Origin of the sequence: Chloroflexus sp., assembly GCF_034431535.1 — a bacterium.
Classification (GTDB): Bacteria; Chloroflexota; Chloroflexia; order Chloroflexales; family Chloroflexaceae; genus Chloroflexus.
Genome location: NZ_DAOUDC010000012.1, coordinates 293,029 through 315,622, shown reverse-complemented (window position 1 = coordinate 315,622; position 22,594 = coordinate 293,029). Strand labels below are relative to the sequence as shown.

At 60.9% G+C, this 22,594-nt stretch carries 15 protein-coding genes; 11 read left to right on the top strand and 4 right to left on the bottom strand.

The annotated features are described in order from the left end of the window. The first annotated feature begins 470 nt into the window (after window positions 1-470). The 3 genes from U9R61_RS03590 to U9R61_RS03580 all read left to right on the top strand — a co-directional run bounded on the left by U9R61_RS03590 (window position 471) and on the right by U9R61_RS03580 (window position 3,795). Window positions 471-2,540: a molybdopterin oxidoreductase family protein gene (locus U9R61_RS03590; protein ID WP_322487449.1), complete on the top strand. Its 2,070-nt coding sequence runs from the start codon at window positions 471-473 to the stop codon at window positions 2,538-2,540. 87 nt (window positions 2,541-2,627) lie between these two features. Continuing rightward, a complete protein-coding gene (locus tag U9R61_RS03585; protein ID WP_322487448.1) occupies window positions 2,628-3,305 on the top strand; it encodes a family 16 glycoside hydrolase in 678 nt (225 codons plus the stop codon). Between the two features lie 43 nt (window positions 3,306-3,348). Continuing rightward, a complete protein-coding gene (locus U9R61_RS03580) occupies window positions 3,349-3,795 on the top strand; it encodes a hypothetical protein (RefSeq protein ID WP_322487447.1) in 447 nt (148 codons plus the stop codon). Between the two features lie 43 nt (window positions 3,796-3,838). Here U9R61_RS03580 and U9R61_RS03575 read toward each other — a convergent pair whose 3' ends face one another. Beyond that, entirely contained in the window at window positions 3,839-5,542 is a 1,704-nt protein-coding gene (locus U9R61_RS03575; protein ID WP_322487446.1) for an esterase/lipase family protein, read from the bottom strand. A 506-nt stretch (window positions 5,543-6,048) separates the two neighbouring features. Between U9R61_RS03575 and U9R61_RS03570 the strand changes: the two genes are divergently transcribed. Continuing rightward, a complete protein-coding gene (locus U9R61_RS03570) occupies window positions 6,049-8,190 on the top strand; it encodes a hypothetical protein (RefSeq protein WP_322487445.1) in 2,142 nt (713 codons plus the stop codon). A gap of 749 nt (window positions 8,191-8,939) precedes the next feature. Here the strand turns inward: U9R61_RS03570 and U9R61_RS03565 are convergent. Continuing rightward, the gene (locus tag U9R61_RS03565; RefSeq protein ID WP_322487444.1) at window positions 8,940-11,852 is read right to left on the bottom strand and encodes a G8 domain-containing protein; all 2,913 of its coding nucleotides are present in this window, start codon (window positions 11,850-11,852) and stop codon (window positions 8,940-8,942) included. Between the two features lie 310 nt (window positions 11,853-12,162). On the opposite strand from U9R61_RS03565, the gene argS reads away from it, so the two are divergent. The 4 genes from argS to U9R61_RS03550 all read left to right on the top strand — a co-directional run bounded on the left by argS (window position 12,163) and on the right by U9R61_RS03550 (window position 16,072). After that, window positions 12,163-13,893 (top strand): arginine--tRNA ligase, encoded by a 1,731-nt coding sequence (gene argS, locus U9R61_RS03560; protein WP_322487443.1) that lies wholly within the window; start codon window positions 12,163-12,165, stop codon window positions 13,891-13,893. A gap of 9 nt (window positions 13,894-13,902) precedes the next feature. Next, window positions 13,903-14,712: an HAD-IIA family hydrolase gene (locus U9R61_RS03555; protein WP_322487442.1), complete on the top strand. Its 810-nt coding sequence runs from the start codon at window positions 13,903-13,905 to the stop codon at window positions 14,710-14,712. Between the two features lie 645 nt (window positions 14,713-15,357). After that, the gene (locus U9R61_RS19905) at window positions 15,358-15,474 is read left to right on the top strand and encodes a hypothetical protein (protein WP_416208813.1); all 117 of its coding nucleotides are present in this window, start codon (window positions 15,358-15,360) and stop codon (window positions 15,472-15,474) included. Further along, window positions 15,452-16,072: a hypothetical protein gene (locus tag U9R61_RS03550; protein ID WP_416208812.1), complete on the top strand. Its 621-nt coding sequence runs from the start codon at window positions 15,452-15,454 to the stop codon at window positions 16,070-16,072. The genes U9R61_RS19905 and U9R61_RS03550 overlap by 23 nt, the downstream gene beginning before the upstream one ends. Here the strand turns inward: U9R61_RS03550 and U9R61_RS03545 are convergent. Both U9R61_RS03545 and U9R61_RS03540 read right to left on the bottom strand, forming a co-directional pair. Continuing rightward, window positions 16,038-16,976, bottom strand: coding sequence for a metallophosphoesterase (locus U9R61_RS03545; protein WP_322487440.1), 939 nt, complete (start codon window positions 16,974-16,976; stop codon window positions 16,038-16,040). The two genes, U9R61_RS03550 and U9R61_RS03545, sit on opposite strands and share 35 nt — an antisense overlap. Before the next feature lie 74 nt (window positions 16,977-17,050). Continuing rightward, complete coding sequence (locus U9R61_RS03540) at window positions 17,051-17,185, bottom strand: hypothetical protein (RefSeq protein ID WP_322487439.1); 135 nt, start codon at window positions 17,183-17,185, stop codon at window positions 17,051-17,053. A 595-nt stretch (window positions 17,186-17,780) separates the two neighbouring features. Here U9R61_RS03540 and uvrC point away from each other — a divergent pair. From uvrC to U9R61_RS03525, 3 genes are read left to right on the top strand one after another with little or no spacing between them, the layout of a single operon-like run. Then, window positions 17,781-19,745, top strand: coding sequence for an excinuclease ABC subunit UvrC (gene uvrC, locus U9R61_RS03535; protein ID WP_322487438.1), 1,965 nt, complete (start codon window positions 17,781-17,783; stop codon window positions 19,743-19,745). Window positions 19,746-19,760: 15 nt separating this feature from the next. Further along, window positions 19,761-21,368, top strand: a complete 1,608-nt coding sequence (locus tag U9R61_RS03530) for a carboxyl transferase domain-containing protein (protein ID WP_322487437.1) — start codon at window positions 19,761-19,763, stop codon at window positions 21,366-21,368. A gap of 7 nt (window positions 21,369-21,375) precedes the next feature. Then, window positions 21,376-22,545, top strand: coding sequence for a DUF58 domain-containing protein (locus U9R61_RS03525; RefSeq protein WP_322487436.1), 1,170 nt, complete (start codon window positions 21,376-21,378; stop codon window positions 22,543-22,545). The last annotated feature ends 49 nt before the right edge of the window (window positions 22,546-22,594 follow it).

Sequence of the window (22,594 nt, the reverse complement as noted above, 5' to 3'; positions counted from 1 at the left end):
TGGCTTCACCGATCACCATATTGGCCGGCGCTTGTGCTGGCAAGTTATGCATCCCGCTCTGGCATTCCATCCGCTAAAGCAGGAGATTGCTTCGGGCGCTGCGCGCCCTCGCAATGACAATTGACCACGCCCCCTCGCAGCCCCGCTTGTCATTGCGAGCCGCCAGCGGCGGCGAAGCAATCCCCCGCGAGCACGGAAGAGGCACCCTTTCCGCTGAAGGAGGAGATTGCTTCGGGAGCTACGCCCCCTTGCAATGACAGGAGGAAAGCGCCCTAAACTGTCATCAACTTGTAATCCACCGATATGTAAAAGTTATCCACAAAGTTCGGCCAGTTATCCACATTACTATCTATTGTAGTGGAATACATGGGGATAACGAGGACAAAACGGTCAATCCGGCGGGTTGCTCCAGCGCCGTTCGCTCGCAGTGCTACAATATGCCTAACAAGAGAGAAACACTGGAGCGCGCTATGACCACAACCCTGATTCGCGGCTGCTGCCCGCACGATTGCCCCGATACCTGCGGCACTATCACCGAAGTGCGTGATGGGCGCGCGGTGGCGTTTTATGCTGATCCCGATCACCCGATCACGCAAGGTTGGCTCTGCGCCAAAGTTCGTCCCTATCTTGAACGGGTCTACAGTCCGGATCGGCTGCTCTATCCGCTGCGCCGGGTGGGGTCGAAGGGAAGCGGGCAGTGGGAGCGGATCAGTTGGGATGAGGCGATTGCGACGATTGCCAGCCGCTGGCAGGCGATTATCGCCGAGTATGGCGCGGCGGCGATCTTGCCCTATTCGTACAGCGGCACGCTGGGGCTGTTGCAAACCGCGATCGTCGATGCCCGGCTGTGGAACCGGATGGGGGCCAGCGGCCTTGACCGTGCAATCTGCTGCGCCGCTGCCCACGCTGCTGTCTACGCCACCCTCGGCGCGCGGCGCAGCCCCGATTACGACGATCTGTTGCACAGTCGCCTGATCATCCTCTGGGGGCACAACCCAGCTAGCGCCGGCCCCCACGCCATGCCGTTCATCCGGCAGGCGCAACGGGCCGGCGCGTATGTGGTGGCGATTGACCCGCGCCGCACCGCGACGGCCCGCTCGGCTGACCTGCACCTACCGATTAATCCGGCTACCGACGGCGCGCTGGCCCTCGGTATGATGCACGTGATCTTTGCCGAGCACCTGCACGACGAAGCGTGGCTGGAACAGCATACGATCGGGTGGCGCGAACTGCGCGCCCGCGCCGCCGAGTACGATCCTGAGCGGGTGGCGGCAATTACCGGCTTACCGGCGGCGACCATCATTGACCTCGCCCGCCGCTACGCTACCACCAAACCGGCGATTATCAAGACTGCCGACGGCATCCAGCGCCACCAGAATGGCGGCCAAACCTTCCGCGCGCTGCTCTGTCTGCCGGCGGTGGTGGGCCAGTATGGCGTGCGCGGCGGCGGGTTCGCCTATTCCACCGGCGGCTACGCGACGTGGGATGGCGCCGCAGTTGGGCATGGCGCTGAATGCCCGCCTACTCCGCGTATGATCAATATGAACCGGCTGGGAGCGGCATTGACCGGCGAGGTGACCAATCCGCCAATTATGTCGCTCTTTGTCTATTGCGCCAACCCACTAGCATCGTCGCCCAACGCCGGCTTGATCGAGCAGGGGTTACGGCGCGACGACCTCTTCACCGTAGTGCATGACCTCTTTCTGACCGATACTGCACGCTACGCCGACATTGTCTTACCGGCGACCAGCCAGCTTGAACATCTCGATCTGCACCGCGCCTACGGCCACCGTTACCTCACGCTCAACCAACCGGCGATTGCGCCGTTGGGGGAAGCGAAGAGCAATTGGGACGTGACCCGCTTGCTGGCGGCGGCGATGGGTTATACCGAGCCGTGGCTGCACGAGAGTGCTGAGGAAGCGATTCGCGGCGTGCTCGACGCTTCCCGAGCCTGGAATCCGTTTCTGGCCGGGATCACCTACGAGCGGTTGCAACGCGAGGGGACAGTGCGGTTGGCGTTGACACCGGAAACCGAAGTGCCGTTCACTGATGGCCACTTCCCGACGCCGTCAGGCAAGGTCGAGCTGTGGAGCGCAACGATGGCGGCGCAGGGGTTAGACCCGCTGCCCCACTACGAGCCGCCCGCCGAGTATGTAGCGCATCCGCTGGAAGAGGGTTGGCTGACCCTCATCTCCGCTGCGCCGCATCACTTCGTCTCGTCGAGTATGGCCAACCAGCCGAGCCTGCGCGCCAAAGAAGGGCCGCCGAGCATCGAAATCAATCCGGCTGACGCCGCCGCGCGCGGGATTCGCGATGGAGGTGAGGTGGTAGTGGGCAATCAACGCGGTGAATGCCGGCTGCGCGCCGTGATCAGCGACAACGTTCCGCCGGGTGTCGTCTTTGCCGCCAAAGGGCATTGGGCCGTGCTCTCACCCGATGGCCGCAATGTCAATTGGACAACGCCCGACGCCTTGGCCGATCTTGGCGGTCAGAGCACCTTCCACAGCAACCGGGTGAAGATGTGGCGTGCCGGTGAATGACTGAAGGGCAGTGAAACTGATCATTCATCCTGACCGGCTGACTGCTAGACACCGTTGCGTTTGCGAGCGATCAAAGGAGGCGTCACCATGAAACGCACATATCGAAGCGACGCCGGCCAATCATTTACCGAGTTGGCGATTCTGATCGGGTTAGTGGCTGCTGTCGTGGTCGTTGGGTTATCGCTGACTGGCGAAGGAACGCGCGACGCACTCTGCCGCACTACGAGCGCCTTCGGGGTGGCATGTAGCGATCTGTTGCGCGAAGATTTCGCAAACCTTAATAACTGGACAATCCACCACGGACGCTGGCAGATCCGTGATGGCCGGCTTTGCATTGACGGCTCCGGACGAATCTATCAACCCCTCGACCGCAGTGACTATGTGATCAACCTTGATGTTGCCCGCTTAACGCAAGGCAACGGCTACGGCATTTTCTTCCGGGATTCAGGTGGGGCGCGGTTTAATGGTTACTCGTTCCAATACGATCCAGGGTATGGTCAAGGCGCCTTTATCTTTCGCAAGTGGGTCAATGGCAACGAGTTAACAGTGCCGATTGCTCGCGTTGATGCGCCGCGCGGTTATGATTGGTACGGCGCTGATCGGAAAGTGCAGCTTGAAGTGCGCGGCGATACCTTTACCGCCTACATCGACGGCAAACCAGTCGCGCAAGTGCGCGACAGCAGTTTTACCAGCGGCGGTATCGGTCTGCGTAGTTGGGACAATTCTAGCGCCTGTTTTGACCAGTTGAGCGTGCGACGACCATAACACCGGTTTGCGTGCTCTGCGTCATCAACCAAGGAGGCGAGCAATGCCTGAGCCGCAGAATCCACCCCCAACCGGCGGCGCTTTCGATCCTGATTATTACGTCAAATGGCGGCCGCCGCTGATCCCACCCGGTCACGGGAGGCGCATCGTGCGTATTGCCATCGCGGTACTTGCCGTTGCGCTAGTCATCATGGGAGCAGTCGCACTGTGGCGCAGCAATTTGATTGCGCTACCCGGCGGGCGCGGCGATATTGTGGGGCGTGTGGTCGCGCCAACCGACGGCGCCGTCGTCTTTGTGCTGCCGAATCCGACTGAAATCCCGGTTGCCGCCGATGGCAGTTTCACGGTGCCGAATGTACCATCAGGCCGCCAAATGCTATATATCGCCTTTTCGGGGATGGCTTGGGAAGTGCCGGTCGAAGTACCGAATCAAGGCTCGATTGATGTCGGTGTCATCACCGTTGAGGTGACCGCCGAACCGGCCCGGTAATGGCAAGGCGCGGTGGTGGTAACTACCGCCGCGCTCTTCCATCCTAACCAACCGCCTCTCGCACCCGCTCGAAGGCAGTGATGATCGCCAACGCCCGCTCACGGTCGTCACCCACCATCGTTTTGCACAACTCGATCAACTCGCCAATCATCTGGCGGCGCTGGTCGAGCGGCGCTGCCATCATCGCATCTACTGCGGCGGCCTCACCGCGCAACGCGCCACCCAGCCGATCATCAACCACCGGCGCAGCGCCGAGTACGCCACCCCGCTCGCTCATCGCCGAACCTAGCCGTTCGACGGCGGCGACCATGGTGCGGTGTGCATCGAAATGAACCTGCGGCGGCTCATCGGCGCTACGGAGACTGACCGTGTAAAAGAGATCGCTCTCGCGGGCAATGTCACCCTCAACCGTCGTAATTGTCGGCTCAGCCGCCGCCGTTGCCCCCACACCGCCTAGCACTGGCGGTTCTCCCGCGCCAACCAGCATCGCCCCCACCGCAAAGTGGCCGTAGTCGGTGCCATGCACCGCAATCTGGTAATCACCGGCCACCGGATTGTCAATCACTACCAGATTGAGCGCCTTGCCGGCATGACCATAATTTCGCCCGCGCACCCGCCGCTGTCGGCGCTGAGCACGGGTTGGCGCTGCGCCCAACACGCCAGCCGGCGCCAACGGCAACCCGGCTGGAACGGCCACTTCAACTGTAATCGGCGATGCCGTCATCACGACTAGCCGCGGGGTTGGTGGCGCCGGTGAAACCGCTGGCACCACACCCAACATGCCGGGGCTAATGCCTAACTCGTGGCAGACGAGCGCCAGTGCCTGCGGGCTATTGGGCAATGCGCCGTGGCTCACCGCCAGTGGCGGCAGATTGTTGGCCTGCGGCACCGTTGCCATCCGCTGCAACACCGTCCCATCTCCTTGCACATCGTAATGGCGGCTGAGTGGTACGCCATCGGCATAGCGCAGGGCATGATCGGTGGGTGGCGGGCCGACAAGAATAGTGCTCAGCGTGTTAAAACCCACCCCAGTAATTGTCGTCACTGCTACCCGCTGCGTCAGGTCGGCCACCGCTTGAGCTTGATTGACCATCTCACCCCACAGATTGCGACTCACCATCCTCGTAATCGGCTTAAGCTGCGGCGGATTGCCGCTGAGCAGGTAGTCGTCGATGGGCAACAGATCACGCACACCGGGCACTTGGGTTTGGATGGTCTTCACCTTGTCGAGTTCGGTTTGGATCGGGTGAATGTGGCGCAAGTACCACAAGTAGACGGCAAACACGGTGCGCAGCGTCTCATCGGCGTGCGGTTCGGCGCCGGCCCACGCCGTGTAGGCTTCGGCTGAACCGCGGTGCGGCGTGCCCAGCGTGATCAAGCGCGCCACATCGTTACGGCTCAGGTATTCAGGCGATTGGATGTAGCTGCGCGCCACCAAGCCGCCCATACTATGGCCGATCAAAACAACCTTGTTGGCATTGGCGGCCTTTTTGGCCCGATCGATCCAGCCGGTCAGATAGCGCCGCGCGCTCTCTTCGACCGGCCTGCGCCAATCGTAGAACGCGACAAAGAGATCACGGTTACGGCGATAGCCAGCCTGCGTAAAGGTTTGCAGCAACGTTTTGCCATAATCGACGAACGGCGGAAAATCCCAGCCATTCAAGGTAGGGCCGCGCCAGTCGAGCAACACCGGCAGGTTGAACGAACCGGTAAAGCCGGGGATGAAGATCACGGGCAGGCGTGACATAACAGTTCCTTCCATGTGGAATTGATCCAGCGGCGCACAGCACACCGAATCTAACGGCTCGACCGAGCGTTTTGAGGTATTATAGCCAGTATACGAGGGCCATCCGACAAATGCAATACGATGGCTGAGTTCTCTCTCGCGGGCGAGCCGCCCGCTCTCCACGCCGGGCCGCTGGTCCGCCGTATATCTCTGGAGTGCGGCAGTTCCACTGCCGCATGCGCTCCCGCCCCCACCGGGGCGCGGGCCGCTGGCCCGCCTTGTATCTAGAGAGCACTCGCCAACACGCTGACCGACCACCCGCCCACATTCATTTTCGGGGAAGAAATACGTTGGTGTGGCAGTATTACTGCCGCACTCCAGAGAGAGTGCCACACCAGTGCGCACACCGCTAGCCCGCAGCGCACCTCCTGTATGGAATGCAGCAGTGAAACTGCCGCTTCCCCCATCGATCAGGATGCAGCCAATTCCTGCCTAAGCCAGCGCCATCTTCCGCTATAATGCCGGATATGAAGCAACTTGCCATCGTATTCATCGGGTTCGTTCTGCTCGCCAGTTGCAGTCCGTCCCCTGCAAATCAAACCGATCAACTGCGCGAACCGTTCCGCAGCGCATGGCAAGCCGCCGGCGGATCGCGCATTGGTCCGCCGCTCGGCGAACCGCGCTGGGTAGACGGCGCGTTAGTGCAGTATTTCGCGACATTGCGGATCGTCGCATTGGAAAACGGCGGCGCTGCCGCCGAACGGCTGCCCGTCGATTGGCGTGCGCGGACACCGGCGCTGGTGATCGAGACGCCGCCGGCCACCCAGCAAGCTTCGCTGGTGCTCGCTACCCCAACCCCAACGGTGCAGCCACTACAATCGGTTCCGATCACGCTGCGGATCCCCGCCTACAGCGGCCCAGTGACAGTGCAACTCTACGATGCTGCCGGGCGAATCAGCGCCGAAGGCACAGCAACGGTCGTCGATGGTGCGGGTGAGATCACCTTACCGGCAGGCGGTGGGCTCGGCCCGCAGTGGGCAGTGGCGCTGGTTGATGGCCGGCTGGCCGGCGCGCGCAGCCAGATCGTCACCCTCGATGCCCAGACCGCGCTGATCAGCGGACAAAGCGACATCGACTCGCTCTATCCACGTATTCGCCGTCTTATGGCCGAGGCGCGGGTAAGCTACGAGTTGAACGGTCGGTTGATCGGTGGCTACCGCTCACCCGATAATCCGCTGCTCTGGTTACGCGATCATGTCTATCAGGGACGCGGGTTTCGCTATTTTGAAACCGATGTCACCAGCTTGCTCGACGCTTTCCGCGATGCCCAATTCCCCGATGGCAGCTTGCCCGATGTGATTGACTACCCCGAAAGGTACGTGTCCGCGTTCCGCAAAGAGGTTGAATCCGACCTTGAATTTCTTTACATTCAAGGGGTTTACGAAGCGTGGCAGATGACCGGCGACGATGCGTGGCTGCGCAGCCATCTGCCGGCGCTGCGGCGCGCGGTCGAGTACGTCACCACCAACCCGTTGCGCTGGAATGCGGAACGTGGTTTGGTGCGCCGGCCCTACACCATCGATATGTGGGATTTCGCCCACGGCCCGACTACTACGAGCCCCGACGGCAAACCCGCACCACGCCACTGGATCGAACCAGCCACGATCTGGGGAACGTTCCATGGCGATAATACTGGCTTGGCGGCAGCGCTGATGTTGCTGGCCCGCATCGAGCAGCAGGTAGGCGAACCGGCGCGGGCTGAGCGCTATTTCCAACTCTCTGATGAGATCATGCAGCGGCTGAACGAGCTAGCGTGGAATGGCCGCTTCTTCACCCATTTCATCCCCGAAGACCCGACCTTTACCCCAGCAGGAGTCGATGCCGCCAAGCAATTGAGCCTCTCGAATGCGTATGCGCTCAACCGTGGCGTGCTCTCGGCAGCACAGGCGCAGGCGATTATCGGCAGCTACTATGAACGGCGCGATTTTTCGCGGGCCTTTGCCGAATGGTATAGCATCGACCCGCCCTTCCCACCGGGTAGTTTCGGCATGGCCGGCGGCAAAGGCGAGCAGCCGGGCGAGTATGTCAATGGCGGGATTATGCCGCTGGTGGGCGGTGAGTTGGCCCGCGGCGCGTTTACCTTTGGCTTCGAGCCGTATGGGCTTGATCAGCTTCGCCGCTACGCCAATCTGCTGCGCCTGACCAATGCCTCATACCTGTGGTATTACCCCGATGGCCGGCCCGGCATCTCTGGTCCCGATACTATCCCTACCGATGGATGGGGCGCAAGCGCAATGCTCGGCGCGCTGTTTGAAGGGCTGGCCGGTATTGTTGATACCGCAAGCCGCTACGATGATGCGATTATCAGCCCCCGCTGGCCGGCTGAACCTGCTATCATGCAGGCATACGTCGTCGCTCGTTATCCCGCTTCTGATGGGTATGTCGCGTATCGCTGGCAACGCGAAGCGCAGGGCCTGCGCTTATACGTCACCGGCAGCGGTCGTACTGCCTACGTGCGGTTCATGCTTCCTCCCGATGCCAGCTATGACGTAACGATGACGGTTGCCGGCCAGCCGGTGAAGCCGGTGATAGAAGAGGTTGGCCTGAGCCGCTATGCCGGCGTCGCACTCGATCGACTCAACGTCGAGGTGACGGTGACGTGGCCGTGAAGCCGATGTACCGTGAGTTTGAGGTAGGTAACCACGGTGGTCAGGGTGTCCAATCCAAGAAAAGGTTGCTTGGGCTGACGGTACTACGCAATCAGGCTGCACCGCAGATTGACCGTGAAGGTGATCGAACGTCGGTGGCGCGAAAGCTCATTTGCTGACGTGTGCTTGAAACGGTCAATAACTTGCCACCATCGCCCGTTTCCGCAGCAGGATCGTATTCATTAGCGGCATGCGGACAATTTACATGGTGGAGCGAGTGCCGGTGAGCGGTGCAACGCTGACGGTGCGCAGGAGCGCGTCATGCGGCTGTGGCGAGGGAACCTTGGTTAATAATGTGCCCACGCGATTGCGCACGTATTCGGGAGCAGGTTGACGGTCATTTACAGGGCTAGGCTTGAACAACAGATGGCGTCAGGTGTCGTGATTGTTGAACATCAGAGGACGGTTGCCGCCCCAAACCGACCGGTGGGGATTGTGCTAGGCATGGTGAAAGTCGTGTATTACCGCGTTGAGGAGGAGTTACCGCCCCAAACGCCCGATGGCGGTTGTTCCACGCTCCGTGATCGGAGATGTTGGGGATGGGCCGACCACCTAAGCGGTTGCATCGATCAACGACACGCCTAGACGCCATACCGGCAGCAACATCACCGAACAATTGATGAGACGATCCGGTGGAAGCTCCCCGGCATGCTTGTTTTAGTGAATCCAAGCTGATACCAGGGAGCTCCTTATCCCGAATTCACCGCGATTTAGGGTCGGTAGATCCGCAATATCGTCTCGCGATAGAGTGCTTGATCGGATAACGGATCGAGCGGGCCGCCACTCCAATTCCAAATCGGTACTCCACCCTGCACGTTCACCCATACCTGTTGCGAGGCCGGATCGTGCCAGAAGCTATTGTCGGTAGCGACCAACGCCGCGAACGACGTAACCGGTGTGAGATCACGCCGCTCGGCGGCACCCGGTGCCGCATCTTGATAGTTTTCGCGCGTGGTCAGATACGCTCCTACCGTCCCGCTTCCACCAAAGGGAAGCGCCAAAATGAGCCGATCATCTGTGGTATGCATGTTGCTCAGCGTGAGTTTCAACTCTTGCAAAGGGGACGGTGTCGTTGTCGTTCCATCGCGGAACTCGACCCGATACCGGCCACCGGCAACTGCGGTGAAGTGACGCATCCACGGCATGATGCCAAAGGTGTTAGTACCGCTGCCGCTTCCTTCAGCGACGATCCACTGCGCTATCGGTTGGTTGGCCGCGTCGAGCCGGGTGACGGTAAGCGGCATCCGCGGCTTATACGGATCGCCGTTGTCGATGCGAAAACCGCCCACGCCATAGTACGGCCCTTGACAACTCTGCCCGTTCTGACCGACCGGCGCAACGGTGACACATGATTGCCCCGCCGTCAAGAAGGGAACATCGTAGACCCAATAATTGCCGGGCGGCCCCCAGTAGCCATGTGGATCCCACAATGCGCCGGCTAACGCTGCATTGCCGGCAGGTGTGTTGATGTTCGGTGAGATGACCCGCCGACCTGGGTGAGTATTGATCAGGCGGTTATTCGGATTGCGGATCAAGCCGCGGTCAACTGCACGAGTATAGTAGTCATTGGTGGCGAATGCACCGCTGGCCCGGTCGAGTCGGTTGTGGAGTGGAAAGTTCACGATGACGTTGTTGTCAATGTCGAACGTGCTGTGGTAGCTGGCAACCGCTGCGTTGGGCTGATCGGTTGTCGGTCGCGGCGATTGGTTGTTCAAACTCTCCCCAATGATCAGCGAATCGACAATCTTGCCATTATCACCGGCGCCGGCAAAGAACATCCCAACGTTATCTGCCGATACGAACCGTACATAATCGGGCCACGATACCCGATTCCACAACCCATTATCGTTGTTTTTGTAGGTTGTAATGTCGCTCAGCGTGAAGCGCACGCGATTTTCAAATCGGAATGGCTCACCGTTAACGGTTGGGATGTATTTGATTTCTTTGGTATTTCCTTCATCGTCAAACGGAGCAAAATCGATGTTAATCCCCGGTTTACTGTTAGAATGAGCGACGTTGTGGCTAAATATGCCAAGCGGGAGATGAACCGGCCGTATCGGTACACGCTTATTCGCACCGAGTGGTTGATCGGGGAAGGCTAGCCAAAACCCGTTGCCGTCAGTATCGGCAGCTACATTACCCCGTACCGTGTTATCAGGGTTGGTCAGCCAGAACCCAGACGGTCCCCGCCGAAAACTGCTGCGGTCGCTGGCAATTAACGGCTGTGGCGGTTGACGCACACGCAGCACCAGATTCCCTTCAATCACGTTACGCCGTTCGACCGCATCTTCAAGGAAGATGGCGTGGCCGGCGATGTCATAGCAGATGTTGTTACGAATGGTAGTGCCGTTCGTGCCGTGAATGACAATGCAGCGGTTGGCCGAGTTCCAGATGCTCGAATTGCTGATCACGTTGTTGGTAGCGTCCCCGGTCCAGTTGCCGTTGGCATCATACGACAACAAATGAAAATGGATAGGGTAACGACCCAGTCGCCCACCTTGCCCGACCCGTCGTAGCTCTACGCCATCGAGCCGTAGGCTGGCGTTGTTCATAACCATCATCTGGGCGCCAAAACGGTCAGTACGCCAGCGATCATCGTCGGCCCCCTGAATCACAATCCGGCGCGAGAGATTCCCTACCTCGGCCCGTTCATCAAGGACGAGCGATGTTACGTCGTTCGTCGGCACGAGCGTCATCCCGCTGCTACTCACGTACTGCAAACGGCCCCACCGCGCTTGTTGCAGCGATGCACTCAACCGTACCCGCATATCGTCAACCGCCTCGACGGTGAGGCGTTCGGTTTGGGCCACACCAAAGAAGTCGGTCGGCGCAATTACCACTTGATCGCCGACCTGCCAGTTAACAGTATCGCGCAACCTCAGTTCGCGCGTACCGGCAGCCGCATGATCGTTCAAGACCGTCCACGGATGGTTTGGTGTTACCCCATACGCCTCAAACGATCCTCCCATCAACAAGATGCCGCGCGTGCCCATCCCCATCACATCTTCATTCGGATCGGTTGCGGTCAGGGTGATCGTCGCTCGTTGCGCAAATGGCTCGGTGGGGCTGCCAATGCGCAGGCGGCCTTGACCGTGGATCATAATCCAGCCGACGGTTAAATCCAGATCACGCCGATCAAAGATGAGCTCACCCTCGATGAGCAAACTCTGTAACGGCGGTGGGCTAACGTCGAGCAGGATCACTTTGCCGGCTGGAATCTGCACCGCGTCACCTGCTTGGGGTAAACGACCACCCCACGTCTGCGGTTGCGACCAACGCTCAAATGTTCGGCTCGCCACCATCGGCACGAACACGGTATGAGCTGCCTGCACCGTGATCGTGCCGCGCATCGTTGGGTCAATGTCACACAAAAATGCCGATTGGCCGCTGACGGTGAAGGTCTGGTTCACGACCTCGCCGGGCCGGATAAGCGGCGTCTCCCAACTGCCGTCAATGGCCCGTAGTCGGTGAAAGCCGGAACTGTCGTTGCGCCATGCGAGTGTGCTGCCGGCGGTGATCTGGAGATCGTAGCTATGGGCGGAAAGTGAAAGAACCTGCGTTTGGGTCGGAGCTGTCCATGCCAAGAGCGGTGTGAGGATGATCAGCAGCGTGAGGCTGATCATACTGAACACTACCCCAGATCGGGTGGGAAGGCGACAGTGCATTGCTGGGATCGTCCTTTCTGAGTTTGTCAGCTGGCTAATTTCCAGACTTGGTCATCTGCTCGCTATCTCTGCAACGACGTTGTTGCTATGATGTGTTCCAACATTGGCCGGCAATTCCACAGTAACCGACATTCACGCATCTGCGCAATAGTACTTTGTTCACTCCACCTGTGATGACCGCTCGTAAAAGGGTAACGGTAGCGCGTGGTATGCATTCAGCCAGACATCGGGTATACTAAAGGTCAGATGAGCATAAGGGAGCACGACTATGCGCTATGCGCTCGAACGCTTTATTACCGACATTAAAGATGCCATTGTCGCAACCGGTAAAGTACCGGCAGAGCTGATCGACATTACTACCCCCAAACCCAACATCCCTGCCGACCGCACGTTCGTTACGTTCAAGGCAGCTAAGGCACTTGGTGTTGACCCGGCAAAGCTCGCGGCGGAACTGGTTGTCGCCATTGCGCCACCCCCCGACTCGCTGATCGGTGAGGTGACAGCCACCGGTGCGTTCCTCAATTTCTCACTTCACCCGCAACGGCTGGCAGTGACTGTCTTGAACGAGATCGAGACCGCCGGTGAAGCTTACGGGACGGTGGCCGATGGCGCCGGGCGCACCGTAGTGATCGATTATTCCTCGCCTAACATCGCCAAGCGTATGCACGTCGGCCATATCCGCTCGACGATTATCGGGCAGGCGCTGGTGCATATCTTCCGCGCACTTGGCTATCGCGTGATCGGCGATAACCATCTCGGCGACTGGGGGACGCAGTTTGGCATTATTTTGGCCGCAATGCAACGCTATGGCCGCCCCCAAAACGAAGGCGAAGCGGCGATGGCCGAACTTGAAGCACTCTACGCGCGCTACAACGCCGAGATGAAAGATGATCCGGTGTTGGAAGAAGAAGCCCGTCGGTGGTCGTTGGCCCTCGAACGCGGCGATCCAGAGGCGCGTTCATTGTGGCAGTGGTGTGTTGATCTGTCGTTGCGGGCTGCCCAACGGAACTACGACCGGCTCGGCATCCGCTTCGATTACGCCTACGGCGAAAGCTTCTACGAGGCGATGCTGCCCGGCGTGATCGAAGAGGCGCTCCGCTCCGAAGCGGCGTTCCGCGATGTCGATGGCGCGGTGGTGGCCGAACTCGACAAGCTGCCCAAGTTTATCATTCAACGTAACGACGGCGGCACCGTCTATATGACCCGCGACATCGCCACGATTAAATTCCGCCTCCAAGAGTTCAACCCGTCGCATATCATCTACGTGGTTGATGCCCGCCAAGAGCTGCACTTCCGCCAGCTCTTCGCAATCGTGCGGGCGATGGGCTATGCCCGCGATGTCGAGTTGGTGCATGTGCCCTTCGGCGTCATTACCACCCCTGACGGCCAGCCCCTCTCGACCAAGAAGGGCAATATGGTCTACCTTGAAGCCCTGCTCGACGACGCGGTGGCGCGGGCGCGCGCTTTGGTCGATGCCAAGAGCACCGATCTGCCACCTGAAGAGCGGGCCGCTATCGCCGAGGCGGTTGGCATTGGCGCGGTGATCTACAACGATCTGTATCAAGACCCGCGCCGCAATATTACCCTCGATTGGGATCGCATGCTTTCGATCGAGGGCAACAGCGCGGCCTACCTGCAATACTCGCACGCCCGCTGCCGCTCGATCTTGCGCCGTGCCGCCGGTGAAGGTGAAGGCGCTACGCTAGCCGATGCCGATCCTGCCTTGCTCACCCACCCCAGCGAACAGCGCCTGATCCGCCATCTGGCCCGGCTGCACGAAGCGGTGCGCGAGGCCGGCGCGCGCTACGCGCCGTTCGTCATCGCCGACTGGTGCTATACCACTGCCCGCGAATTCGGCATCTTCTTCGAGCAGTGCCCTGTCTTGCGCGCCGAAACGTCGGCCCTGCGCGCTGCCCGGCTGCGTCTTGTGGCGGCGACCGCCAATGCGCTGCGCAACGGCTTGGCCCTGTTGGGGATTCAAGCCCCAGAGCGAATGTGAGCGGCTGTTATGGTGGTATTCTCCACAATCCGCGCTGTATTGTTCGATATGGACGGCGTGCTCTACCGGGGGCAAACGCCGCTGCCCGGCGTGGCCGATCTGTGGCAGTTTTTGCGCGAACGCCAGATCGCGTTCGCCTGCATCACCAACAACGCTTCGATGACGCCGCAGCAGTACGAGGCCAAGCTGGCGGCGATGGGCATTGCGCTGCCGACTGAGCGCGTGATCACGTCGGCGCAGGCCACCGCTCGCTATTTGCGCGAGCAGTATCCAGCCGGCACGCGGGTGTTTGTGGTTGGCATGCAAGGCTTGCGCGAGGCGCTTTTCGCTGATGGCCACTTCGTCGAGGATGATCACGCGCCGGAGTTGGTCGTACAGGGGGCTGATTTCACGCTCACCTACGAGCGGCTCAAGCGGGCGACCCTGCACATCCGGCGCGGCGCTCGCTTCATTTCCACCAACCCTGACCGCACTTTTCCCAGCGAAGAGGGGCTGATCCCCGGCGCCGGCGCGATCGCCGCCGCCCTTAGCGCTGCCACCGATGTCACGCCGCTGGTGATCGGCAAACCGGCCCCCACGATGTTTCTGATCGGCGCAGCCATCCTCGGCGCAACCCCGGCCCAAACCCTCGTCGTTGGCGATCGGCTTGACACCGACATCGCCGGTGCCAACGCTGCCGGCATGCCGTCAGCGTTGGTCTTGACCGGCGTCAGCACGGCGGCAGAAGCGACCGTCGGACCGATCCATCCTGACCTAATCGTTGCCGATCTGCCCGATCTCTTGGCCCGCTGGCAAGTGGCGGAGAAGGATGGAGCCTAACACCGGACGGCTGTCCGGCGCCGCAAAGACGCCAAGTGAGCAAAGGCGCTGTAGAGCCGGACGGCTGTCCGGCTCCAAAAACAGACGCAGGGAAACTATTATCATACCCGCGCCCTCAGCCCCCTCGGCAGTAACTCCTCCTCCCCCTAGCGGGGGAGGGGCTAGGGGTGGGGGCACACCCCCAACGCCGCTAAGCCAGTCAAGCCGCTGTCGCGCTGGACGGCTGTCCGACTCCGAAAACAGACGCAGGGAAACTGTTATCATCCCTCGCGCCCTCTGCGGTAAACTATTTCCCCGCCCCCTTCAGGGCCGAACGCACCTGCACACACCATCACCGCTCTGCGCTATCATACGGGTGTGGGCGGGGCATACCGGTACCCCGTCTCCAATAGCCCGCACAGCGGGTAGCGCACGCATCGCCTGGCGCCGAAGGGCCAAGCAGCAAACCTGCCCCCACCGGGCCGGACGCAAGCACAAGAGCACAGCTATGATCCAACCCGCTATCGTCAGCTACGACCGCGCACAGGTGATCGACATCGTTCGCACCCAGTCACCCGAAGCGATCCGCGCTCGTTTGCGCGCCGGCGACTTTGATCAGGTGCTTGATCCCGACGGCCATGCCCTGCTCGACGAATTGCTCACCGCGTGGATCCAGCGCGCGGTTGGCCCGCTGACTCTCCGCGATGCGATGCTGATCGATCCGTACCGGGGCCGGCAGGTATACGGCATTCTGTGTTCAATGACCGTGCGCCAACGGGTTGAAGTGCCGGCGGATCAGGCGATCCATCTTCCCGGTGCTCCGACCGATCTGGCCGAACTGCCGCCGCCATTAGCTGACCTGCCCGAATTGGCAACCTTGGCGTCTCAAGCGAACCAAACCGGCCTCACCCTCGCGTGGCAGGCCCAACGCTACGACTTTGCCCCGCCCCCGAACTTGCTTGAACTGACTCTGCCACTGCCAGCACCATATCGCAACGAACTCGTCTTCGAGCAACCCACCGGCTTGCGCCGCTGGATCGCTATTGTGCTCGCAGTATCCGGGGTGATTGTGTTGATCGTGCCACTGCTCTTCGGCCACATTCCCGAACATCCGGCCAGTTGGCCGCTGGCCTTGCTCACCTTGGCCTTGATGATCGGCATTAAGGCTGGTCTGTTTGGCTACCTTGGCGCATTCTGCATCTGGCTCGTCGCCAATTTACCCTCATTGCGCCAAGGCACATTCCCGATCAGCCTCTGGCCAGATATCCCGCTCGTCGCGCTGGGGTTGCTGCTCTTGTGCCGTGATCGCCGGGTGCGCGCGATGTGGCAGTTCGTCCGCCGCCAATTCAATCGCCGGCACGACGTAAGCGGTGCAAACTAACTTCGGGCGGGCAGCCAAAGCGCAGCGGCAACCCGCCTACTCCGCGTGTAACAAACAGGCGCATCGCACCGACGCGGAAGTGGCCCATGTCGTAACGCCAGCCGTGGCGCGGCAAGCAGAGCGGGCCGAGACCGGGCATGCGCACATGCCCGCCATGGGTGTGCCCGGAAAGTTGCAGGTGGAAACCGGCTGCCGCCGCTTCATCGGCAATGTCGGGGCAGTGCGCTAGCAAGAGGCGAAAGTCGTGATCTGGCGCGCCACCCAATGCGAGCTCCAAGCTAGGCTGCCCATCCCAATGATCATCAATCCCGGCCAGCAACAGCCGCGCGCCGTTGCGTTCGATCAGCCGGTGGCGATTGATCAACAGATGGATACCATGTTCGCGCAGCAGATCGGCAATGTGCGGCATCCCCTCCCAATAATCGTGATTGCCGGGCACGGCATACACCCCAAGCGGCGCGTGCAGCCGGTCCAACACCTCCGGCAACCGCGCAATCGCCGCCCGCGTCTGCACCAGATCACCGGTCAACACGATCAGCTCCGGCTGCGCCGCCTGCAGATGCTCGATTGCGCGTTGGGCATTGGCAAAACTGTAGCGATGGCCAAGGTGCAAATCGCTCAACTGGCCGATCGTCAACCCATCAAGACCGGCGGGCAAATCGGCAAACGGCAGTTCGTGCTCAACCAACTGTAACCGCTGCGGCTCAATCGCCAGCACATAGCCGGCCCCCACCGCTCCTGCCCCGGCCAACGTCGCTGCTACCACCGGCCCGCCGTAAACACTGACCACACTTACTAGCACCCCGCCCGCCAGCCCGACCCCGATCCAGCGCGGTGAATAGCGCAACCGTGGTTGCGGTTTTGGTTTCATTGTGGGTTGTGATGATGAAACAATCGATGCCATATCCACACCTACCATCCGGTGACAGCCTTTTACCCTGCACCACCGCGCGCCCCCGTCATAAACGGCGCACAGGATCAGCCCGCCTCATTGCGCAGCCCATCCTGCGCCGTCACGCCCCCTCGCCATTGACAATATACCATGAAGATGAATAATACCTGAATATGGGCGGTAATCCGTGACATTGTGACCGGATCGTCATCGTTGGCCATGCCATCTCTTGCCCGGTTCACGGTTGAGGGGCGGACCGAACGTTTGATCGATCACAACCATTGATTGCTGGGCGATACCGTAAAGCCCGGTGCTACGCTCCCCTCTCCCGCTCTCAGGTGTGAGAGGGGGCCGGGAGTGAAGGCCAGTAGCCCGCGCCGCGGGCTTCGTAACCCTAGCCCGGCCCTTGAGGGCCGGGCGCTCCCGGCGAGCGCGCAACTGCCACAAAACCCACAAAAACAAACTATGTTTGTGTGTTTTTGTAGCTATTCCAACACACCCCCTCTCCCGCCTCAGTGGGAGAGGGGGCCGGCGGGGGGTGACGGCCAGCTCTAAAACCGCAAAGCGAGCAAAGCCGCGGAGGATTCAAACACAAAGGCGCGAAGAGCGCAGAGAGCGCAAAGATGTTTGGGGATGGTTCATCCGCTGCGACTTCAGCGCCCTCTGCGGTAAAAACATTCCCCGCTCCCGCCGTCAGGTGTGAGAGGGGCCGGGGGGCGAGGGTCATATTCACGAGCAGCGAGACTTGAGGAAGAGGGACAAATTCCTAGCTATATTCGCCGAACATATACTCGTTTTGGATTATACTTACCGCGTATGGATCTCTCTCACACTGCTGTGCGTGATCACGCCGCTTTTCTCGAGCGGCTCCGCTTAGTGCCCGACCAGCCCGGCGTCTACCTCTGGAAAGACGCCACCGGTCGCTTGCTCTACGTTGGCAAGAGCAAGCGGCTGCGCGACCGGATGCGCTCGTATTTCGGCTCGCCGCGCAGCCTCAATGGCAAAACGCGCCGGCTGGTCAGCCATATCGCCGATTTTGAGATTATCGTCACCCAGAGCGAGTTAGAGGCGCTGCTGCTTGAGATGAATTTGATTAAACAGCATCGCCCGCCGTATAACATTTTGCTTAAGGACGATAAAACCTACCCGTATATCAAAGTTACCGTCAACGAAGGATGGCCGCGCGTCTTCGCCACCCGGCAAGTGCTCAACGACGGCGCGCGCTATTTTGGCCCCTACGCCAGTGCCGGCTCGGTCTACCATGCCCTCGATATTCTCAATCGTCTGTTCGCCTTCCGCCCGCCCTACGAATGCAAAGACGATAAGTTCAACCGCCACCGCAAACTCGGTAAGCCCTGCCTCTACCACCAGATGCGCCGTTGTTTAGGGCCGTGTGTGCCGGGGTTGGTGACGAAAGAAGCTTACCGGCAGGCAATCGACTCGGTTTGCCGCTTCCTTGAGGGTAAGAGTGACCAAATCGTGCGCGAGTTGCGCGCGCAGATGGAAGAGGCCGCCGAGCGGCTTGAGTTCGAGCGCGCCGCCTACCTGCGCGATCGCATTCAAGCCATCGCGAAGATTTCCGAGCGCCAGCAGGTGTTGCGCACGGTTGATACCGACCAAGATGTGATTGCGTTTGCCCGCGAAGATGGCAGCGCCGTGGTGCAGGTGCTCTTTATTCGCGGCGGCAAGCTGATTAACGCCGAGCCGTTCACCTTGCAGGGAGCCGAAGACGAGAGCGACGAGGCGTTGCTGACTTCGTTCCTCACCCAGTTTTACCAGAATGCTCCCACTATCCCGTCGAGCCTGTTGCTGGCCGATCATGTCGAAGAGCCGCTGATTATCGCGTCGTGGCTGCAACAGAAGAGCGGCCATCGGGTCGAGATTACCGTGCCGCGCCGTGGCGAGAAGAAGCAATTGGTTGAGATGGCTGCCGCCAATGCCCGCCAGAAGTTGCGCGAGATCCGCGAGCAGTGGCTCAATTCCGAGCAACGGGCGGTCGCGGCCTTGAGCGAATTGCGCGATCTGCTAGAGTTGCCCGCCCTGCCGCGCCGGATCGAGTGCTACGATGTCTCAAACACCCAAGGCCAGCAGTCGGTGGCGAGTATGGTCGTCTTCGAGCACGGCGAGCCGCGCCCTACCCATTACCGCCGCTTCAAGATCAAGACGGTCAGCGGTGCCAATGATGTCGCTTCGCTACGCGAGGTGATCAGCCGCCGCTTCCGCCGCGCCGCCGAGGCTCTCGGCGAAGCGCAGCAGACCGCTGCCGCCGTCGAGATCGAAGGCGACAGCGAGCCATCGGCGACCGAGACGAGCGACGCCGATCGGCAGGCGCTCGAACGCTGGGCCGATTTGCCCGATCTGCTGCTGGTTGACGGTGGGCCGGCGCAGGTGGCGGCGGTGCAGGCCGCCTTGCACGAATTAGGCTTTACCCAGATTCCAGTGGTTGGTGTGGCCAAAGGCCCCGATCGCAACCGGTTTGATCTGGTGCGCGCCGGCTGCGAACCGCTCGTGCTGGCCCGCGATAGCAAGGCGCTGGCACTGGTGCAGCGGATCGACGAAGAGGCCCATCGCTTCGCTATCGCCTACCATCGCAAACTGCGCAATAAGGCCGCCCTCCGCTCGCCGCTCGAAGAGATTCCGGGGATCGGCCCCAAACGCAAACGCGCCTTGCTCAAAGCGTTTGGTTCCCTTGACGGTATTCGCCAGGCGAGCGTTGACGAGATCGCCGCTGTGCCTGGCATGACCCGCAAAGCCGCTGAAGAGTTGAAGAGTTTGCTCTAGCCGCCGGAGGCAGCGATGTCGATCATTCATTCGCACGTGCAAACCAGCAGTCCCGATTTTCAAGCCAATTTTGCCCACCACCAAGCCTTGGCTGCCGACCTGCGCGAACGGTTGGCTAAAATCCGGCAGGGTGGCGGCCCTGAGCAGCGCCGCCGCCACGAAGAGCGCGGCAAGCTCTTTGTTCGTGACCGGATCGATACGCTGATCGATCTCGATAGCGCCTTTCTCGAAATTGGTGCGCTGGCCGCCTACGACGTCTATGAGGAAGAGGTGCCCGCCGCCGGGATTGTCTGCGGCATTGGCCGCGTCGCTGGTCGCCCGGTGATGATCGTCGCCAACGATGCCACCGTCAAGGGTGGCACCTACTTCCCACTCACCGTCAAGAAACACTTGCGCGCCCAAGAGATTGCTCGCGAAAATCGCTTGCCCTGCATCTATCTGGTCGATAGCGGCGGCGCTTATCTACCCTTGCAAAGCGAAGTCTTCCCCGACCGCGACCATTTTGGCCGCATCTTCTACAATCAGGCCCAGATGTCCGCCGAAGGCATTCCCCAGATCGCCTGCGTGATGGGCAGTTGCACCGCCGGCGGGGCCTATGTGCCGGCTATGAGCGATGAAGTGGTGATTGTGAAAGGCAACGGCACCATCTTCCTCGGCGGGCCGCCGCTGGTCAAGGCCGCCACCGGCGAAGAGGTCACTGCCGAAGAGCTTGGCGGGGCCGATGTCCATACCCGTATCTCTGGCGTCGCCGACTACTTCGCCAACGACGACCGCGAGGCACTGGCGATTGTGCGCGATATTGTCGCCAATCTGGGGCCGCGCCAGCGCACCCAGTGGGATATGCACGATCCTGAACCGCCGCGCTACGATCCGCGCGAAATCTACGGTATCCTGCCGCGCGATTTCCGCCAAAGCTACGACGTGCGCGAGGTGATTGCCCGTATCGTCGATGGCAGCCGTTTCCACGAGTTCAAAGCTCGCTATGGCACCACACTAGTTTGCGGCTTCGCCCACATCGAAGGCTTCCCGGTCGGTATTCTCGCCAACAACGGCATTCTGTTCAGCGAAAGCTCGCTCAAGGGCGCGCACTTCATCGAGCTGTGCAGCGCGCGCAATATTCCGCTCGTCTTTTTGCAGAACATTACCGGCTTTATGGTCGGCAAGCAGTACGAAAACGGCGGCATCGCCAAAGACGGCGCCAAACTGGTGACAGCGGTGAGCTGCGCCAATGTACCCAAGTTTACCGTCATCATCGGCGGCAGCTTCGGGGCCGGCAACTACGGTATGTGCGGCAGGGCCTACCAGCCGCGCCAGCTCTGGATGTGGCCTAACGCTCGCATTAGCGTGATGGGTGGAGCGCAGGCCGCAAACGTGCTCCTCACGGTGCGCCGCGATAACCTGCGCGCCCGCGGCCAAGACATGACCCCCGAAGAGCAAGAGCGGTTTATGGCGCCGATTTTAGCCAAATACGAACAGGAGGGCCACCCCTACTACGCGAGCGCCCGTTTGTGGGATGACGGCGTGATCGATCCGGTCGAGACGCGCCGGGTCTTGGCCATCGGTCTGGCCACCGCCGCTGAAGCGCCGGTGCAACCGACTCGCTTCGGCGTCTTCCGCATGTAGGCGCGCGATGACCTTCCTCCGCGCCATCACCATCGCCCTGCTGATCTGGCTGATCTTCGATCCTAACCCGGTGATCAGCCTGACCGTGTACGTCTTAATCGGCGTACAGGTGATCGCATGGCTCTGGCCGCGGATCGCGAGCCAGCAGATCGAATGGCGGCGGCAAGCGCCCCTCGTGTTATCACCCAACGAGCCGGGCGAAATCACCATCACGATCACCTACCGGGGCCGCTTGCCGCTGCCATACCTCGTCATCACCGAAGACATCCCGCCTGCCCTCAGCACCGCCGCGCGCAAGCGGTGGGTGATCAGCCTTGCCCCCGGCCAACAACGGGTGCTGAGCTATGCCGTCCAAAGCCGCCAACGCGGCCTCTACTGGCTGGGGCCATTGCGGATGTCGATCGGCGCTGTGCTCGACCTGAATGAAGTGCGACTGGCTGAACAGGAACAAACCCCGTTGACGGTCATCCCCACGGTGACGCCCTTGCCGCTGCTCGCGCTGCCGGCTGGCTTGCCCTTCAGCCAAGAACGGCAGCGGCTCAGCCTGTTTGACGATCCGGCGCAAAAGATTGGCGTACGCCCCTACCGCCCCGGTGACTCACCGCGCCGGATCGATTGGAAGACCAGCGCCCGGCTCGGCGAGTTGCAGGTGCGCGAATTGGCGCCGGTCATCGCTCGCGAGACTCTGATCGCGCTTGAGTTTAGCGAAACCGCGTACCGGGGCCGCTTCGCCCGTGACGATCGCGAACGAGCGGTGATCGCCGCCGCATCGCTGGCAACCGCGCTGATCAACCGCCGCCAAGTGGTTGGCCTGTGCAGCAACGGCTACGATCCGCTGACCGATGCGCCCATCGCCCCGTTGCCTCCGGCGAATGACCTCGCACATCTCCGCGAGATCTTAGCCCGGCTCGGACGGATTGAGCCGGAGCGCAACGGCTCGTTCCTCACTGATCTGATTACCGCTGACCGGCACTTGAGCTGGGGTGGTACACTGATAATTATCACCGCCGCGATCGATGAACGCTGGCTGGCCGGTCTCACCACCCTCGGCCAACGTGGTTTGCATATTGCCGTAGTCTTGGCCGAACCGGGGCCGACCGATATCTTACTAGCGCGCCGCTATGGCATCCCTGCCTATCGGATCAATCGTACCGGTGCTATCGTACCGGAGGCGTAAAAGCGCCGCTACCCGTCGTTTATACCGGTGCAGCATTATTGCAGGAGGT

What these genes read in the sequence shown, in the direction of transcription:
- U9R61_RS03590 (WP_322487449.1), top strand. Translation starts at nt 471, where the DNA reads ATGACCACAACCCTGATTCGCGGCTGCTGCCCGCACGATTGCCCCGAT.
- U9R61_RS03585 (WP_322487448.1), top strand. Translation starts at nt 2,628, where the DNA reads ATGAAACGCACATATCGAAGCGACGCCGGCCAATCATTTACCGAGTTG.
- U9R61_RS03580 (WP_322487447.1), top strand. Translation starts at nt 3,349, where the DNA reads ATGCCTGAGCCGCAGAATCCACCCCCAACCGGCGGCGCTTTCGATCCT.
- U9R61_RS03575 (WP_322487446.1), bottom strand. Translation starts at nt 5,542, where the DNA reads ATGTCACGCCTGCCCGTGATCTTCATCCCCGGCTTTACCGGTTCGTTC.
- U9R61_RS03570 (WP_322487445.1), top strand. Translation starts at nt 6,049, where the DNA reads ATGAAGCAACTTGCCATCGTATTCATCGGGTTCGTTCTGCTCGCCAGT.
- U9R61_RS03565 (WP_322487444.1), bottom strand. Translation starts at nt 11,852, where the DNA reads ATGATCAGCCTCACGCTGCTGATCATCCTCACACCGCTCTTGGCATGG.
- argS (WP_322487443.1), top strand. Translation starts at nt 12,163, where the DNA reads ATGCGCTATGCGCTCGAACGCTTTATTACCGACATTAAAGATGCCATT.
- U9R61_RS03555 (WP_322487442.1), top strand. Translation starts at nt 13,903, where the DNA reads ATGGTGGTATTCTCCACAATCCGCGCTGTATTGTTCGATATGGACGGC.
- U9R61_RS03550 (WP_416208812.1), top strand. Translation starts at nt 15,452, where the DNA reads ATGACCGTGCGCCAACGGGTTGAAGTGCCGGCGGATCAGGCGATCCAT.
- U9R61_RS03545 (WP_322487440.1), bottom strand. Translation starts at nt 16,976, where the DNA reads ATGGCATCGATTGTTTCATCATCACAACCCACAATGAAACCAAAACCG.
- U9R61_RS03540 (WP_322487439.1), bottom strand. Translation starts at nt 17,185, where the DNA reads ATGGCCAACGATGACGATCCGGTCACAATGTCACGGATTACCGCCCAT.
- uvrC (WP_322487438.1), top strand. Translation starts at nt 17,781, where the DNA reads ATGGATCTCTCTCACACTGCTGTGCGTGATCACGCCGCTTTTCTCGAG.
- U9R61_RS03530 (WP_322487437.1), top strand. Translation starts at nt 19,761, where the DNA reads ATGTCGATCATTCATTCGCACGTGCAAACCAGCAGTCCCGATTTTCAA.
- U9R61_RS03525 (WP_322487436.1), top strand. Translation starts at nt 21,376, where the DNA reads ATGACCTTCCTCCGCGCCATCACCATCGCCCTGCTGATCTGGCTGATC.